This is a genomic window from Salinisphaera sp. T5B8, assembly GCF_040361255.1.
GTDB lineage: Bacteria > Pseudomonadota > Gammaproteobacteria > Nevskiales > Salinisphaeraceae > Salinisphaera.
This window is the reverse complement of record NZ_APNG01000025.1, coordinates 1-17,687: the sequence shown is the minus strand read 5'-3', so window position 1 is coordinate 17,687 and position 17,687 is coordinate 1. Positions and strand designations below refer to the sequence as shown.

Below are 17,687 nucleotides of genomic sequence, written 5' to 3'. Positions count from 1 at the left end.
AGGTGATGCCATGAGTAATGCAAACACATACGTTCGCGCCCGAATTGACGAAGAGACGAAAGCGCGCGCTGCCGCTGCACTGGAGGCGATGGGGCTTTCTGTTTCGGATGCCATTCGTTTGTTGATGTTGCGTGTGGCCGAAGAGCGTCGTTTGCCTTTCGATGTGAAGGTGCCGGCCGCCACAACACGCCGGGCCATGGCCGATCTTGAAGCCGGTAAAGGAAAGCGATTCGATACGGTCGATGATCTGATGGCCGATCTGCATGCGGACGATTGAACGATCCTCGGCATTCAAGCGCGACTACAAGCGCGAAGTCAAAGCAAGACACCGGTCGACGCTCGATGGCATGCTCAAGCCGTTACTCACAGCACTGGCAACCGATCAACCGTTGGCCACTCGATATCGCGATCACGACTTGAGTGGCAACTGGTCTGGCTATCGCGAATGTCATATCAAACCCGATTTGCTACTGATTTACCGGAAAGCCGATGGTGTAACCCTTCGGCTCGCACGGCTCGGCTCACATAGCGCGCTTTTCGGATGATTAAGTTATCGCTGCCGTGCCCGACCGTAGGCGCGCCGCTGGTTTTTTTTATCGGCAGATTGATTTTATGAAGGTACTTATCACCGGCGCGGCCGGTTTTATCGGTTCGCACGTTGCGCATTTGTTGCTGGATCGTGGGGAGACGGTGGTCGGGGTCGATAACCTGGACCCGTACTACGACCCCGCGCTCAAGCAGGCGCGGCTGGATCGGCTGATTGCGCGCGATGGGTTCGAGTCCGTTTATATGAACATAGCCGACCGCGAGGCGATGCCGGCGTTGTTCGAAAAACACGGATTCGATGGCGTGGTGCATCTCGCAGCCCAGGCCGGCGTGCGGCATTCGATTACGCATCCGCATGACTATATCGACAGCAATGTCACCGGCACGTTGAATGTGCTCGAGGGCTGTCGGCATACCGAAGTGGGGCATCTGGTGTATGCCTCGACGAGTTCGGCGTACGGCTTGTCGACCGATATGCCGTTCTCGCCGCAGGGCACGGCCGATCATCCGGCGGCGATCTATGCCGCCTCCAAGCGTGCCACCGAGTTGATGGCACATTCCTATTCGCATCTGTATGGATTGCCGACCACGGGCTTGCGCTTTTTTACCGTGTACGGGCCGTGGGGCCGGCCGGATATGGCGCTGTTTTTGTTTACACGCAAGATGCTCGCCAGGGAACCCATCCCGGTTTTCAACCACGGCCAGCATCGGCGCGATTTCACCTATGTGGACGATATCGCCGAGGGCGTGGTGCGAATTCTCTATAAACCGGCCGAGCCGGACCCGGATTGGTCCAGCGATGCACCGACGCTGGGCACGAGTTGTGCGCCGTGGCGGATCTATAACATCGGCAATGGCGATCCGGTGCCGTTGATGGATTACATCCACCGGTTGGAGGAATGCCTGGGTATCGAGGCGGAGAAGGAGATGTTACCCATGCAGGCCGGGGATATCGAGGCGACCAGCGCGGATGTGACCGGGCTTTTCGAGGCGGTGGGGTACCGGCCGAAGGTGCGTGTCCACGAGGGGGTTAAGAATTTCGTGGATTGGTATCGGGGGTATTATGAGGTTTGATGTTGAGCTTTGGGTTTGGCTCGTAATTGGTTGATCGGTATTTAAAATCGTTTTTCACTGGCTTCGTTCTTTGTTGGATTACGCTGCGCTAATCCAACCTACGGGGCGGCGTGAGCTTGCGTTGGGCTAGGTTGGTGCGTGACAGCTTTCTTCGTTGACTTAAGTCTTTGTTTTAAGTTGTTGAATTTTAGTGGTCGGGTTGGGATATCGGCTTTCTTTCCTTGTTGGATTACGTTTCGCTAATCCAACCTGCGCTTTGCACCCGGCGTTCGCTTGGTGAGGCAGTTTGGGTGTGCCGGGTTGTTTGACGCGTCCTGATTCTGGTTGAGGAATCGATTGTAAGTTATGGAATAGTCTGGAACTTCGTTTCCTTAGAGCTTTGTTCTTTGTTGGATTACGCTTCGCTAATCCAACCTACGGGGTGTGGGCCAGGCTGGTTTCGTGGGCGTAGGCTGGCGTCGGTGGATCAGTTGTGTTGGCGCGGGTCTTGCTTCGTTGGGGGCGGGCGGATTTCTCGGCTTGTTCAGGTGCGGTTCAAGCAGCTGTCACAATTCTCGTTGTAATATAGCGGCCGTGAAAGCGAGCAGACTGGTTTCTCCGAGGGCCTAACGGCGGATATTTCGTGATCTTGAATCTCATGCTTGGTCTGGTCGCGTTCGTCTTGAGCGCCTTTGCCATCCTGGTGTTGCAGCCGTTGTGCCACAAGATTGGCCATGTCGACCACCCGGGCGGTCGCAAGGCCCATGTGCTCGCCACGCCGCTTTGCGGCGGTATGGCCATTGCTTTGACGGTAGTGTTGCTGGGCATGGGTACCGTGCCGTCGCGCCAGTTCGCGGGCTTTGCATTCGGTATTACCGTGCTGCTGGTGCTCGGCGCCCTGGATGATCGCAAGCATGTGCCGGCCCCCGTTCGTCTTGCGTTGCAGACGCTGGCGGTGGGCGCAGGGATGTGCTTTTTCGGCGAAGTCTATCTTCAGAATCTGGGCGCGATATTCAGTTCCGTGGACTACGAGCTGGGTGGCCATGCGATCTGGTTCACCATTTTTGCCGCGGTGGGCATGATTAACGCGGTGAATATGGTCGATGGCATGGATGGCCTGGCCGGTGGCTTCGCGGTGATGATCGTGGGCACCATTCTCGCGCTGGCCGTCGGCACGAGCGCTGTGAGCGTTGTTCTGCTGTGCGTGACGCTCGGCAGCGTGCTGGGCTTTCTGGCCTTCAATCTGCGGATGCCGTGGCAGAAGCACGCGCGTATTTTTCTGGGCGATGCCGGTTCGCTGGTGCTTGGGTTCATCCTCACCTGGTTCGCTATTCAGGCGGCCCAGGGCCCTCATGCGGTCATCGAGCCGATTACCGCCGTCTGGCTGTTCGGCCTGCCGTTGGCGGATACGGTGTATCTCATGGTTTCGCGTGTGCTGCGGGGCAAGAGCCCGCTCGCGGCGGACAGCTATCATTTCCATCATCTGCTGCAGCGGCTTGGGTTGAGCCCGGGTTGGGCGCTGTACGTCTGGCTGGCGTTCGCCGGCATGTTCATGGCGACCGGGCTTGTGACCGAAGCCTTGGGCGTAAGCGAGTCGGCGCGGTGTGTGGGCTTTGTGGGCGTGTTCGCGGTCTATTGCGTGGTCGCCAACCTGCTGTGGACGCGCGTGCGACACCGCCTTGTGAAGCAGGCTGCGGCTTAAAGGCTACTTCGAGCGCGCTGCGCGACGTTCCCCGGCGAGGCTATTGACTCGCGGCGCTCTTAACGCCGGTTAGCCGTGCATCATTCTGCTTGGCTATACCGGATAGGGCGGTCGTGCCAGGGCGTTCGGCTTTTGCCGTGTCGGTTCGCGATCCTTTGCCGCGTTTCCTGCGGCTACGCTTGCCGCGAATTCGCCGCGCGATATAGCGCACAGGCGCCTGAATCGCTCGCTGGTTAGCTCGATGTCGGCGCAGGTCGACTGCCCCCTAAGGCGCTCCTGGGGTACTGATCGCAAATAAATTATTCTCAAAAGCGGAATTTTTGATTTGCGCACTTCGTTTCGTGCTAGATTGTTTAGCGTTTGGTATTGCCGGTAACCGGCAAGCCGGGGGACAGCGCAAAGGGAGAAACGATGGCGCAAGATCATGGCGCCGGGCTTGTAGTGGACGGCAGCGCCGCTGCCGGAAGCTCGTTTGCCGTTTTGACGGGGCTCGTGCCGGGCTCGCGCGTCACGAACTACGCTGGTGTTTTCTCGCGGGTATCTCCAGAAGCGTATTTGCCACTCAGCGCGCGCGAGCATGTGCGTCGCCTGCATGATCTTTTTAGACCGTTGGTTACTGCGGTTATGCCTGTTACGTTTGTGCGCGGCGGGCGGTCTGATCTGCGCGCCTTATCGGCGCAGCGTTTGCGGGCGGGCGCTTTCATTTGCGCGGGATTCGCGCGCCAAAGTTTTTGTGAAGGAGTCCGTGCGTGACTATTTTTCGCCCGGCGTTCGATCCAACGTGCGCGCCAAGCGACCGCTTGCCCGCATGGCTGCGCTTTAGTCTGGCCCTGATGGTGGCTGTCGTGGCGGCGTTCAGCGTGAGTGCGCATGCCGACGTGGGCGACCAGCCCAGCGTGGCGGTTTACTACGGCAATGATGTGCCGGTATCCATGCTCGACCAGTTCGACTGGGCCGTGGTCGAGGCTGAGCACATGGGCGAGGGCCAGCTCGATAAGCTCGAGCAGTACGGCACCCAGGCATTTGCCTATGTCAGCCTCGGCGAGGCCGAGCACTGGCGCGCTGGCGACGAGCTGCCGAGTGATTCCCTCAAGGCGCGTAACGAGGGCTGGAACAGCCAGGCCGCGGACCTCACCGACCAGGCCTGGGGCGACTATATTATTAATGAGCGTATTCGCCCGCTCTGGGCAGCCGGTTATCGCGCGCTGTTTCTCGATACCCTCGATAGCTACCGCCTGTTCGCGAGCGAGGATGCCGATGTCGCCGCGCAGCAGCAGGCGCTGGTTGGGCTGATCAAACGCATTCGCAATACTTTTCCGGGCGTCAAGCTGCTGCTCAACCGCGGCTTCGAGGTGCTCGACCAGGTGCAGGGCGATATCGTTGGCGTGGCGGCCGAATCCTTGTATCAATCCTGGGACGTGCGCACCCAGAGCTATCGCGACGTGAAGCCCGAAGATACGCAGTACGTGCTCGACCAGCTAAGCAAGGTACGCAACGACTACGGCCTGCCCGCGATCGCCATCGACTATGTCGACCCGGCTGACCGTGACCTGGCTCGCCAGACCGCGCAGCGTATCGCCGATAACGGCATCGTGCCTTGGGTGAGCAACGGCGCGCTGAATCAGGTGGGCGTGGGCTCGATCGAGCCGATGCCGCGCAAGGTGCTGGTGCTGTACGACGCCTCGGAAACCGACTATGGCGAACTGGCGTATTCGAACGCGCACCTCAATATGGCGATGCCGCTCGAGTATCTCGGTTACGGTGCGGTGTACAAGGATGTGGACGGCGCGCTGCCCGACGACACGCTGCGCGGACGCTACGCCGGGGTGGTGACTTGGTTCTCGGCGCGTGTGGGTGCACAGTCTGCCTACCGGGACTGGCTGCTCAAGCAGATGCGTGACGGCCTGCCGGTCGCGATGTTGGGCGACCCCGGTATTCCGGTGACCGGCGAGCTTTCCGATCGCATGGGCTTGCAGGTCGTGCCGTCGATTTCGGATAAAGGCCTGGAAGTCCTCGATCACGACGATTTCATGGGCTTCGAGGGGATGCCGAGTACACCGGCGATCAACGAGTCCGGCTACGAGGTGATCAACGACAAAACCACCGCCCATCTGAAAATGCGCGATGGCAACGGCGCGGAGTTCGTGCCCGTGGCGACGGGCGACTGGGGCGGCGTGGCCCTGTCACCGTGGCTGACCCAGCAGGGCATGGCCGATCAGGCGCGCTGGATTCTCGACCCCTTCAAGTTCGTGAAGGCTGCACTTAAGTTGCCGGAGATCCCGGTCGCCGATGCCACCACGGAAAACGGTTCGCGCTACTGGATGACGGAAGTCGACGGCGACGCCTTCATGAACCGTGCGGCGTTCCCGGGCAACCCGTTCACCAGCCAGGTAATGCTGGATCGCATCTTCAAGCGCTATCGCGTACCGACGACGGTATCGATTATCGAAGGCGAGCTATCGCCCGACGGGATGTATCCGGAGCTCACCAGTCAGCTGGAGCCGATCGCACGCGAGATCTTCAAGCTGCCCTGGGTGGAAATCGGCACCCATACGTTTAGTCATCCTTTTGACTGGCCGGAACTCAAGGAAGGTGATCTCGCAGGCCGGGGTCAGACCCAGGCGGGTTTCGCTTATAACCTGCCGATCAAGGGCTATCGCTTTTCGCTGGAAAAGGAAGTCGCGGGTTCCACGCGCTATATCAACGAAAACCTCGCGCCGCCCGGAAAGAAGGTGAAAGCCGTGCTGTGGAGCGGTAACGCCTTGCCGCCGGAGAAGGCGCTGGATATCGCCGACCGGCTGGGGATCGTCAATATCAACGGTGGCAATACCCATGTGATGTCGGACAACCCCACGTTGACCGACGTGACGCCCATGCTGCGCCCGATTGGTGATCGTCTCCAGGTCTATGCGCCGGTGATCAACGAAAACATCTACACCAACGATATGACCGGCCCGTACTGGGGCTTCCGGCGCGTGATCGAAACCTACAAGCTTACCGACGAGCCGCGCCGCCTCAAGCCGATTGATATCTATTATCACTTTTACTCGGCGGGCCAGCCCGCGTCCTTGAACGCACTCCAGGACGTCTACGCCTATGCGCTGAGCCAGCGCACGTTGCCGATCTTTGCCAGCCAGTACAGCGAGATCGCGACCAACTGGTACGACATGGGAATCGCGCGTCGCCTGGATGGTGGCTGGCAAATCACCGGGGCCACCCAGATGCGCACGCTGCGGCTGCCCGAAACGCTCGGCTGGCCGGATATCGCGGACTCGAATGGCGTGGTGGGCGTGAGCGATCTGCGTCAGGGACGTTATGTGGCGCTTTCCGGCGAGCCGCGCGTCACCTTGCGTTTGGACGACAGTGCACCCTCGCATCCCTATGTGCGCCGCTCGAATGGGCGGATTACACAGTGGCGAAATACAGGTGGCGGTGTATCGCTGGAAATGGCGTCTGAATATGTGCCGCTCGAGATCGAGCTGGCTGGGGTAGGCGGTTGTCGTGTTTCCGCCGACGGGGCGTCGCGCCGCGGCGGCGGTAACACGGTCACGCTGCGTTACAAGGCCAGCACATCCGGGCCGGTAAGGATCGACTGTGGCTGAAAACAACGAACAGAAAGACCAGCCGAAACGCACACGCTTCGTTCGGCCGCTTACCCTGCTGATCATCACCGGCGTGCTCGTGCTCGCCCTGGTGCTGCTGTTTCCCGCACGACGCTTTCTGTCGTTGAGCCAGGGCAAGGCGGATCAGGATAAGCCCAGCAGCGTTTCCATCACCTATCTGGAGGCATTGCTCGAAGCCAATCCGGATGACGAGCAGCTGCGTTTGAAACTGGCCCGCCAGCTGGCCGAGGCCGGGAATATTCCCAAGGCGCTCGAGGTCATGCAGCCGCTGGCCGACAGCGACGATGCCAATGCGCGCTGGTTGTATTACCAGATTTCCTGGCAGGCATTTAACGCGCTCGAGGCGAATGATCCGCGCCGTGACGCCCAGCGCGGTGAATTGCTGGCACAGATGAACCGGCTGGAACAGAACCCGGATCTGAGTGCCGATCAGCTCGAACTGCTGGCCCAGCGCTGGCTCGAGGTGGGCGAGCCGGCGCGTGCGGCGAGCCTGTATGAACGGTTGGCCGAACAGAATCCCGATCGTGCCTATGCATGGTATGGGGAAGCCGCGCGCTGGTGGCTGGCGGCCGACGCGCCGCAACGGGCCGCCGAGGCGTGGCAGTCGGCCTTCGAGATCGCCGAGGACGAAGACCGGCGTCGCGACGCCGCGCTCGCCGCACTCGATGCCGCCCAGCAGACCAACGACGGCAGCAGCCTGCGCATGGCGGGCGAGTTCATCGATGCCTATCCGGACGATCCGACGTTCCTGGATATCGGTATCGAAATGGCGCTGGCGAACAATCGCCTGGCGCAGGCCCAGATTTGGTCGCGCCGCTACGTGCAACTGCGGCCCGACGATGAAAAGGGCCTGGAACGCAATGCCCAGATCGCGCTGGCGAACAACCAGCTCGACGAAGCGCTGGCCGGCCTGCAGCGTCTGGTGGATCGTAATCCGAACAACGTCAGCCTGCGGGCGCAGTTGGCCCAGGTTCAGGTGTGGGCTGGCCAGCCCGCTGCCGCACTGGCTAACTACAAGTGGCTGGCACGCCAGAGCGGCAACGACGAATACGATAACCAGATCATCGATATCGGCACCGATCTCAACGATACGGCTGCCGTACTGGCCGCGCTCAACCGGATTCAGTCGCGGCATCCGCTCAATAGCAGTCAACGCCGTCTGCTCGTCGATGTGCTCAACAGCGAGGGCGATCCGGATCGGGCGATCGCGCTGTTGTCGAACTGGGTCCATGGCGGTTCTCCGGATCGCGAGTTGTGGGTCCGGCTGGCGTCGCTGCAGGAGCTGAACGGCGATGTGCAGGGGTCGTTGGATACCTGGAACGAGATTGCCTCGCGCTTTGGCCGCGGTGTGGAAGAAAGCCAGGCCCGTGGCCGGCTGCTGACTCGCGACTGGCGGCTCGACGAAGCGCTGGCGGTGATGAACTCGTTGCCGAACAAACCGGGTACGGCCACTGAGCAGCAGGTCTATTACTGGGAAACCATCGGCGAGTTGGCCTGGAACCAGAACCGACCGGCGATCGCACGCGACGCTTACTATCAGCTGTATCTGGGGCGCAAGCTCACCCCGAACGGCTATCTGCGCCTGGTACAGAGCGCGGAGGCTACTGGCCGTATGGATATGGCGATGGAAGTCGCACGTACGGACTGGCGCGAAAATCAGCATGTCGACATGATCGTGTCCATGCTCGGTGCTGCGCAGCGTGAGCAACGTCCGGACCTCACCCGCGAACTGATCGCCATGGCCGAGACGCGGCCGGAGCTGTTTGCCCAGTCCGCCGATTACTGGCAGCTCTACGGCGATTATCAGTTCGATCAGCGCCATCTCGACCGGGCGCGGGTGGCGTATCTGAAGTCGCTGTCGCTGGCGCCGGACGATGCCGGCGTGCGCTCGGCGCTGTTGTACACGCTTGCCGAGGGCGGGTATACGGACGAACTGGCACGCTACGTCAACGCCTGGTCCGACGATGCCAAGAACGATGTCCGCCAGTGGCCGGTGTTCGCGATGGCGTACAGCCGCCTGGGCCAGACCCGTATGGCGCTGCCGTGGTTCGACCGTGCGGTTGAGCACGATCCGGACAACTATCTGCTCGTGCTCGATTATGCCGATGCGCTCGAGCGCGGGCGCCGTTTCGACTCGGCACGTCGCATGCGCGAGTACGCGTTGCTCGAACTGCGTCCGCGTCTGATGGCGAATCTGCAGTCGCAGGGCAAGCTAACGCGCGAGCAGCGCGAGGAAGACGGCCGCATTCTTGCCGTGCAGGCCACGATGCTGGGCGCCGACGACGATCGCGCCTGGTTGCGGCGCGCGCTCGATGGTCGTCGCGGCGATGAACTCACGCCCACCGATGTGGAACTGCTCTTTGGCTATTACCTGAGCCAGGAAGAGCCGGCCTATTCGCGTTACTGGCTCCTGCAGGCGCACCGTCGCCGCGTCGCCACCGAGGACTGGCAGGAACTGGCGGTGGCCTTGCAGGCCAACGACCAAGTGGCCATGCAGCGTATCCTCGCGCGATCGCGTCCGGACGGGGATATCGGTATCGCTGATCGTATTAGTGCGCTGCGCCAGCTCGATTACCGTGCGCGGGCGCTCACGCTGGCGCTGGACCACGAGCGTCCGGGCGAGCCCTATGTCACGGGTATCGACGTCGTGCCGCGCTATGCCGCCGAGCTTTATCAGGAAATGCCGCAGAACTTCGGCACCGAACTGATCGTGCGCAGCATCAGCGATCTGGATATCAATTCCGAAAGCGTGTTTCTGCGCCTGAGCGGCGAAAAGCTCTCCACGCGTGTAGAGGTCGGTACCCGCCAGCTCTCCGCGGACGACGATCTGGTGGATCTCGACGGGCTCGAGGACGAGCAGTTCGCTAATCTGGTGCTCAACTGGCGCGAGCGGCGCGGCCTGACCACCGTACGTGTGGGCGCGGTATCGACCGATGCCAAGGATGTCGCCCAGTTCGGCGTGCGCCAGGATTGGGAAATCACCAGCAACCTCGGCGCCTCGGTGTTCCTTGACATCAATTCGCTGCCCGACGAAACCGGTCAACTGCGTGCGCTGGGTCTTCGCGACGATCTTGGCCTCGGCCTGGAATGGGTGTTGAACTCGCGCGACAGCTTCTCGCTGACAGCGCGTTATTCGCAGTTCAACTCGCGCGAGGATCGTAACGACCTGGGCGACGGTTACGGCGTGGAGGCATCCTTTGCGCATTCCTTGATGGTGGGGCCGACCCATCAGGTACAGGCGCGGATTTTTGCCGATACCGAGCAGAATTTCCTCGAAGACGACCTGCCGGCGGATATGGCTGCGCGCCTGCCGGCGGGTACCAACCTCAACGATGTCGTGCCCACGCGCTATACCTTCCTCGGCGCCGGGCTGTCCTTCGCCCGCGGTATTCCGGGCGAGGAGTATCCGCTGGTGGCATCGCCGCGCTATCAGTTGAATATCGACACCGGCTATGCGCTACCGGATAACGACTTCGGTATCAGCGCCAACTTCGCGATCGGTACCCGGATTCTGGGCAGCGACGAGCTGAGTCTGAATTTCGGGGTCGATCAGACAGGCAGCCAGACGCAGGACAATTCCTACACCGGCTCGATCAAGTACCAGTATTTCCTCGGCCGGTAAACGCGCCGACTACATGAACGCTCAACACAACGTCACTCGCAGGCAGGGAGAAACCACCACCATGAAACGTACTACTCTTATCGCAAGTCTGTTCGCGCTTGCCATCGCCATGCTCTCCGGCTGTGCGGTCACCGATGTGCACCGCAGCCAGCAGCTGGACAGCTCGGCACGCTGGGCCTTGTTGCCGATCGCCAACTATGCGGAAACGCCGCAGGCCGGCGAGCGTGCCGCCTCCATTTTAACCACGCTGTTGCACCAGAAAGGCGTGAACATGCTCACGGCTGCTCCGCGCAGCGATAACGGCGGTCTGCCGGAATTCGACCAGAACGCGGCGCTGGATCAGGCGCTGAGCTGGGCGCGTAGCCAGGGTTATCAGTACGGCGTGACCGGTGCGGTCGAGGAATGGCAGTACAAGACTGGCCTCGACGGCGAGCCGGCCGTGGGCATCAGCCTGCGCGTAATCAACGTCAACACCGGCGAGACCGTGTGGAGTGGTTCCGGTGCGAAGGCCGGCTGGGGCTATGCCACGGTCAGCGGTACCGCCCAGAAGCTGATGAGTGATCTCGTCGGCGACATGCCGCTTTAAGTTACGTAAAAGCCGGCACGACAGTACGAAAGGTAGCCTATGGTCACCCAAATTGAAGACGTGAACTACCAGGTGCCACCGATCTGGGTGCGCATGCTGGAAACGGCGGTACTTACGCTACTCGTGCCGGTCGTCGGCTGGTTGTTCAACGCCGACGATCCGCTGTTCTATGGGAGTTCGTTCGCCTGGCTGATCCTGGGTCCGCTACTGGCGGGGCTGCGCTACGGCTTTCTGTTCGGCTTTGCCTCGGCGTTGCTGACGGTGGCGATCATGATGGTGGCCGCCGGCGCGGGCTGGACGACCGATGCGTTGCCGATCGAGTATGCAATCGGTGTGTTGCTCACGGGCATGGTGGCCGGCGAGTTCACCGATATCTGGCGTCGGCGCATCACGCAGATGAAGATCATCAACGACTATCAGGGCACCCGCCTTGAAGAGTTCGTGCGTAATTTTCATGTACTGCGTGTTTCCCATGACCAGCTCGCCGAGCGCCTGGCGGCCAACCCGCATAATCTGCGCGACGTATTGCTGGCTTTGGCCGAGCGTTTCGACGTGGTCGAGCCGGGCGACGACATTCTTACCGAGCGTGCGACGGACCTGTTGAGCTTCATCTCGCATGAAGGACGCGTGGAGCAGGGCGCGATCTATCGCGTCGATGAGCGTGAGCGCGTCGAACGCGAGCCGCTGGCCTTTATTGGTGGGCGACCGATCGATCGTGATATCGCGACCGATCCGATGGTGCAGGCCTGTCTTGAGCATCGCAGCATGATCAGTCTCAAGAGCGAGATGGAAGAAGAGCTGCAGGATCGGACGCAGCCGTTGCTCGCGGTGATTCCGCTGATCGACGTCAACGACAAGATCTGGGCGATCGTGACGGTCACCGAGATGCCGTTCGTCGAGTTCGAACGTGGCAATCTGCATCTGCTGTCGGTGCTGGGCGGTAACCTCGGCGATATCATCACCGAGGCCTATGCGCGTACGCCGGCGGATGCCGAGCTGGCACGCTTCCAGTTCGAGCAGCGGCTCAAACGCTGGTCGCGCTACGCCTCGCGTTACAAGCTCAATTCGTTGCTGGTGGCCTACGAGGTGCCCGGGCATATCGATAACGTCAGCAGCGAAACGCTCATCGATCTGATCTACGAGCAGCTACGTGCACTCGACTATGCCTGGACCACGGACCTGGGCCACGACGCCAAGCTGATCTTCGTGCTCATGCCGTTGACGCCGGCACGCGGTTCGGCGGCCTATCGCGAGCGTATGACATTGCTGCTCAACGAGCGTTTCGGCATCGATGTCGCGGAAAGCGGTCTGGTGTTCCACCAGCGCAATGTCGACGGCAAGCAGTCGGCGGCCAATCTGGTCGCCGGTATCCGCCGTCAGGCCGAGCAAAATGCGCCTGCTTAGTCTCATCCTCATTCCGCTGGGCCTGCTGATCGAAGCGCTGGCCACGTGGGCGTTCGTCATCGGCTGGCACGCGCCGGTCGGCTTGATCACCATTTTGCTGGTGCATCTGGTGGCCTGTGCGGTGTTGATCGTGGGCTTGTACCTGGCCCTGCCGCCAATCTATAAACGCCCGGTCGGCGGCGGCTTTGCATTTCTGGCCACGGCCAGCGTGTTCACCCCGCCGCTGGGCGCGATCGGCTTGACCGTAGGCATGCTCGCCGGGCTGTATTTCGCGTATCGCGAGAAACCCAAGGCCTGGGACGCACTGGCGATTCCGGATCTGCCGTTTCAGCCGGTGAGCGTAGACCCCAACGACGTATTCATGCGTGACGGGCTGTCGTCGGTGTTGACGCATTTCGATGATCGTAACCGGCGTCAGCAGGCGATTCTGGCCTGTCGGCATCTGCCGCGCCGCGACGCGGTGCCGATTTTACGCTCCGCGCTGAGCGACTCCGCCGACGAAGTGCGGTTGCTGGCCTATGCCATGCTCAATTCGATCGAGCGTGATCTGGAAGGCCAGCTCAACCAGGTGCGCGACGCGATCGCGGCCAGTGGCGACCCGGATGGCGAACTACACGAAGAGCGTGCGCTGTTGTTCTGGGAGTTTTCCTATCTGGAACTGGCCAAGGGCAGCGTGAAGGATCTGATGCTGACCAAATCGCGGGATGCGGTCGACACCGCCATCGAGCGCCACGATACGGCCCAGCGGTCGCTGCTGCGTGCGCGTATCTGTATGGAATTACGCGACTACGACGAAGCCGAGGACGCGCTGCGGCGCGCCGAACGGCTTGGACTTTCCGGCGATGATGTCGCGCCGCGCTGGGCAGAGCTTGCATTCGTGCGCGGCGACTATCGCGATGTCGCCCCGGCGCTGGCGCGCATGAGCGCGCGCGCGGCGAACAACCCCGTTATGCGGCCGGTAATGGAGTACTGGTTATGAAATGGCCCACCCTGCGACCCAACGACCCGCCGGCGGATGTCACCCTGCTGCTCGAAGGCACCTACCCGATGGTGCGCGGCGGCGTGGCCAGCTGGGTGGAGCAGATGATTCGCGGCTTGCCCCACCGGCGTTTTGCGATTGTCTTCATGGGCGGCAGCGAAGCCGCCTATAACGGCATCCTCTACGACAAGCCCGATAACGTGGTGCATCTGGAATGCCACTACTTGATGGATGCCGGGCGCGGCGTCGATGAACCGCGTCAGTTCGAAGGCAACCGCAAGGCGTTCAAGGCCAGCGACAACCTGCACCAGTATTTCAAGGATCCGCGCAGCTCGGACCCGAACACCCAGTTGTGTGAAGTCGCGCAGCTGCTGGGCAAGAAGGGCGGTCTGGCCCACGAGGATTTCCTCTACAGCCGGCAGGCCTGGGAACAGATCGTCGAGTACTACCGCAAGTACTGTACCGACCCGTCGTTCCTGGATTATTTCTGGTCGGTGCGCAACATGCATTCGCCGTTGTTCATGCTCGCGCGCATTGCCCGCAATCTGCCGCCAACGCGTTGTCTGCACTCGATTTCGACCGGCTATGCGGGCTTTCTGGGCGCGTTGGCGCGGCACATGCACGACCTGCCGTTCATCGTGACCGAGCATGGCATCTACACCAAGGAACGCCAGATCGATCTGACCGAGGCGGATTGGATTCGTACCTATGACGACGTGCTTACGCACGGATTTCGTCATGACGTGAGTTATATCCGCCGGCTGTGGATTCGCTTTTTCGATGGGATCGGCCGGCTGACCTATGCCGCAGCCAACCCGATCACCACGCTCTACGAGGGCAATCGCGAACGCCAGATCATCGACGGCGCGCCGGCCGAGCATACCCGGGTGATTCCCAACGGCATCAACATCAGCCGGTTTGCACCGCTGCGCGAACAAACCGGTCAGAACACCGCGCCGATTATTGCGCTGATCGGGCGCGTGGCGCCGATCAAGGAAATCAAGACGTTCGTGCGCGCCATGCGTATCGTGGCCTCGCGTCTGCCGGGCGCCCAGGGCTGGATTGTGGGTCCGGAATCGGAAGATCCGGAATACGCACAGGAATGCCGTGATCTGGCCGCCCAGCTGGACCTGGGTGGGATCGTGCAGTTTCGCGGTTTCCAGAAAGCCGAAGATGTCTTCGCCCGTATTCGTGTGGCTACGCTGACGTCCATCAGCGAAGCCCAGCCGCTGGTTGCCCTCGAGGCGATGGCCTCGGGTATCCCGGTGGTATGTACCGACGTCGGTTCCTGCTATGAACTGGTACACGGTCATCCCAAGGAGCGCGCTACATCGCTGACCACGCCGCCGGATCCAGAGCATGCCGCCGGGCGGATCGTGCCGATTGCCGACCCGGGCGAAACCGCGGCCGCCATTCTCGATCTATTGACCGATCGCGAGGCCTGGGAAGCGGCGCGAGAAGTCGGCATGAAGCGCGTGGACGAACACTATTCCGAGCAGCTCATGCTCGAACGTTATGAACATCTGTATGCGGAAGCGGGCGATCAACGCGCGCGGCCGATAGCGGCCGCAGGGGAGTAGGGCATGGCCGGTATCGGTTTCGAGCTGCGCAAGCTGCTACGCAAGGACAGCTATTTCGGCCTGCTGCGTGCCTATGGCTACGCGGGCATCATCAGTTCCGGCCCGTGGGTGCTGTCGATTCTGGTGATCATGGCCATCGGCCTGCTCACGCTGGCCCTGTTGCCGGATCGATCGCAACAGATCTGGCAGTTTCTGGTATCGGTGACCTACCTGGTTGCCTCGTCACTGAGTCTGTCGGGCATCGCGCAGCTGCTGTTTACCCGGTTCGTAGCCGATCGGCTATTCGAAAAGAAGGATGGCACCATCCTGCCCAACCTCATCGGCCTGCTGACGATGATGAACCTGCTGGCCGCCGCCATCGGGCTGACGGTGCTCTATACGCTGTTCGGTGGCACGCCGCTGCTATATCGCGTCGAGATGTTTGTGGGCTTCGTGCTGCTGACCAATATCTGGTGCATCACGGTGTTCATCACCGGCATGAAGGCCTATCGCCAGGTCCTGTGGGCATTTTTCATCGGCTACAGCATCACGTTCATACTCGGTATGGCGCTGCGCCGTTACGACCTCGAAGGCCTGCTCGGCGGCTTCGTGATCGGCCAGGGGATTCTGTTCTATATCCTGCTGTTTCTCGTGCTGCGCTATTACCCAGGCGACCGGATCGCGGCGTTCGATCTTCGTCACGCGAAGATGACCTATCGCTCGCTGGCCTTTACCGGACTGTTCTATAACCTCGGTCTCTGGGCGGACAAGTTCCTGTTCTGGTACAACCCGGCGACCTCGGAGCAGGTGATCGGGCCGCTGCGTGCCTCGCCGATCTACGATTTCCCGATCTTTCTGGCCTATCTGTCGATCGTGCCGGGCATGGCCGTGTTCCTGATTCGTCTGGAAACCGATTTCGCCGAACGCTACGACGCCTATTACGATGCGGTACGCGGTGGCGATACGCTTGCCCATATCGAACTGCGCCTGGATCGCATGGTCGAGACGGTGCAGCAGGGTGTTTACGATATCTTCAAGATCCAGGGCATTACCGTCGTGGCGCTGTTGCTGATTGCGCCGTCGCTGATCGACTGGCTGGGCTTTTCCCAGTACTACGTGCCGCTGTTCAATATCGATATCGTCGCGGTGGGCATGCAGGTGTTGTTCATGGCGATTCTCAACGTGATCTTCTATCTGGATAAACTCAAGATCGCGCTCGGCCTATGCCTGTTGTTCTTCGTTAGTAACGTGCTGCTGACGTTATTGAGTATGTATCTCGGGGCGATCTTCTACGGCTACGGCTTTGCGATCTCGCTGATGATCTCGTCGCTGGCGGGCCTGGCCTTCCTCGACCGCGAGTTCCAGAAGCTCACCTATCAGACGTTCATGCTGCAGCGTCAGGGGTGAACCGCCCACGGCTACGCAACCCCGCCGGCGACTCTAGCCGGCGGGCGAGTAGCCCGTTCTGTGTCGGCGGCGCTAATCCGACCTTCGCCCAAGCCCGCAGCTTCGCCGAAGCCACGCAGGTTGGCTTAGGCCGAAGGCCGTAAGCCAACGCGGGACCGCTCCATGGCTGGATGCGAGCACTTCGGCTGCAAGCGCGGTGGTGGTGTGACTCCGCCGCGTTAGATGATCCTTCGTAACCCAGCGCGCGATGCTATGGTTGGCCATCGTCCACGGGAATCTCATCGCTGTCCGGCACGTCGGGTGTCTTGGTGCGGCAGCTGGCCGGGGCCTTCGTGAACCCGGCGGTCGTGGTACAGCGCCAGGTCAAGGCGTCGCCAGATGGTATGGGGCGTAGCGTCATCGTTTCGCCGGCAAGCGCACTATCGCCACTAAATCGCGCCGTGATGATGCCGTCCGCGACCACGACGCTGGAGACGTAGGTGCCGCTGATATCGGCGGCCGGCGGAATGCTGCCGGTGCCGTTATCGATACCCGTCAATTGATGGCGCGCCTGATACGCGTTCGCGACCGCAGTTTTCAGGCCGCTTGCAAGGCTCAACCCTTCGGAAAATTGCGCGCGTGCCACGTAGCCGTAGTAGGAGGGCACGGCAATAGCCGCGAGTATGCCGATGATCGCCACCGCGATCATGAGTTCGATCAGCGTGAAGCCGGGTGTGGGGTGGCGATGCAACAGCACAGGGCGCTGCGCCGGGGGATCGGCATAGGGTAGTGATTTTGGCGCAACCACGGGTCGGTTTCGCGGGTTGGGCACATCATGCCGTTGCGCCACGCGTGCGCTCGGATTTCGCGCCCCAAGCGTCGGCGGGTTTTGCGGAAATGATTGACAGATCAATGGCATAAGCCCGGACGCGTACCGCGGTCGCGATATTTCGTTGGTATAGCCTTGCGATTATGCGCCTTTTGTTATTTTTTCGTGAGCCAGCGGCGCGGGTTGTGGGGTGAGGGGTTTCGTGGCCGATGAAGCCTTCGCGGCTGCGGTCGATAATTGGCTTTATAGCCGCATGGCGCGAGTCGGCCCGCGGTCGCAAGCCCCATCCACGTCGGATACGTTGTTGAAGCAGCCGCCTCGCGTTTCGTTGGCAATGCGGGCTTTGTTTTTCTTGATTAGCCCCGAAACTCAGCAGGGTCAGTATCTGACCCACCGGA

Annotated in this window: 14 protein-coding genes; 13 read left to right on the top strand and 1 reads right to left on the bottom strand. The window is 61.2% G+C overall.

What is annotated here, in order from left to right:
• Positions 1-10 precede the first annotated feature (10 nt).
• From T5B8_RS17475 to pelG, 12 genes are all read left to right on the top strand, one after another.
• Positions 11-277: a type II toxin-antitoxin system RelB/DinJ family antitoxin gene (locus tag T5B8_RS17475; protein WP_353180650.1), complete on the top strand. Its 267-nt coding sequence runs from the start codon at positions 11-13 to the stop codon at positions 275-277.
• Positions 264-545, top strand: a complete 282-nt coding sequence (locus tag T5B8_RS17470) for a type II toxin-antitoxin system YafQ family toxin (RefSeq protein WP_353180649.1) — start codon at positions 264-266, stop codon at positions 543-545. The genes T5B8_RS17475 and T5B8_RS17470 overlap by 14 nt, the downstream gene beginning before the upstream one ends.
• A 67-nt stretch (positions 546-612) precedes the next feature.
• Positions 613-1,620 carry an NAD-dependent epimerase gene (locus T5B8_RS17465; protein WP_353180648.1) on the top strand — a complete coding sequence of 336 codons (1,008 nt, stop codon included), beginning with the start codon at positions 613-615 and terminating at the stop codon, positions 1,618-1,620.
• 622 nt (positions 1,621-2,242) lie between these two features.
• The gene (locus T5B8_RS17460) at positions 2,243-3,301 is read left to right on the top strand and encodes an MraY family glycosyltransferase (RefSeq protein WP_353180647.1); all 1,059 of its coding nucleotides are present in this window, start codon (positions 2,243-2,245) and stop codon (positions 3,299-3,301) included.
• Between the two features lie 411 nt (positions 3,302-3,712).
• Positions 3,713-4,054 carry a hypothetical protein gene (locus T5B8_RS17455; protein ID WP_353180646.1) on the top strand — a complete coding sequence of 114 codons (342 nt, stop codon included), beginning with the start codon at positions 3,713-3,715 and terminating at the stop codon, positions 4,052-4,054.
• Between the two features lie 47 nt (positions 4,055-4,101).
• A complete protein-coding gene (locus tag T5B8_RS17450; protein ID WP_353180645.1) occupies positions 4,102-6,903 on the top strand; it encodes a bifunctional glycoside hydrolase/polysaccharide deacetylase family protein in 2,802 nt (933 codons plus the stop codon).
• Positions 6,896-10,546, top strand: a complete 3,651-nt coding sequence (locus T5B8_RS17445) for a tetratricopeptide repeat protein (RefSeq protein ID WP_353180644.1) — start codon at positions 6,896-6,898, stop codon at positions 10,544-10,546. Before T5B8_RS17450 ends, T5B8_RS17445 begins: the two co-directional genes overlap by 8 nt.
• Positions 10,547-10,607: 61 nt before the next feature.
• Positions 10,608-11,132, top strand: coding sequence for a hypothetical protein (locus T5B8_RS17440; protein ID WP_353180643.1), 525 nt, complete (start codon positions 10,608-10,610; stop codon positions 11,130-11,132).
• 39 nt (positions 11,133-11,171) lie between these two features.
• Positions 11,172-12,536 (top strand): PelD GGDEF domain-containing protein, encoded by a 1,365-nt coding sequence (locus T5B8_RS17435; protein WP_353180642.1) that lies wholly within the window; start codon positions 11,172-11,174, stop codon positions 12,534-12,536.
• Positions 12,523-13,515, top strand: coding sequence for a HEAT repeat domain-containing protein (locus tag T5B8_RS17430; protein WP_353180641.1), 993 nt, complete (start codon positions 12,523-12,525; stop codon positions 13,513-13,515). The genes T5B8_RS17435 and T5B8_RS17430 overlap by 14 nt, the downstream gene beginning before the upstream one ends.
• A complete protein-coding gene (gene pelF / locus T5B8_RS17425; protein WP_353180640.1) occupies positions 13,512-15,095 on the top strand; it encodes a GT4 family glycosyltransferase PelF in 1,584 nt (527 codons plus the stop codon). The genes T5B8_RS17430 and pelF overlap by 4 nt, the downstream gene beginning before the upstream one ends.
• Before the next feature lie 3 nt (positions 15,096-15,098).
• Positions 15,099-16,481 (top strand): exopolysaccharide Pel transporter PelG, encoded by a 1,383-nt coding sequence (gene pelG / locus T5B8_RS17420; RefSeq protein ID WP_353180639.1) that lies wholly within the window; start codon positions 15,099-15,101, stop codon positions 16,479-16,481.
• Between the two features lie 250 nt (positions 16,482-16,731).
• Here pelG and T5B8_RS17415 read toward each other — a convergent pair whose 3' ends face one another.
• Complete coding sequence (locus tag T5B8_RS17415; protein ID WP_353180638.1) at positions 16,732-17,217, bottom strand: pilin; 486 nt, start codon at positions 17,215-17,217, stop codon at positions 16,732-16,734.
• A gap of 274 nt (positions 17,218-17,491) precedes the next feature.
• Between T5B8_RS17415 and T5B8_RS17410 the strand changes: the two genes are divergently transcribed.
• Positions 17,492-17,687 (top strand): hypothetical protein (locus T5B8_RS17410; protein ID WP_353180637.1); only part of this gene is annotated, 196 nt, incomplete at its 3' end.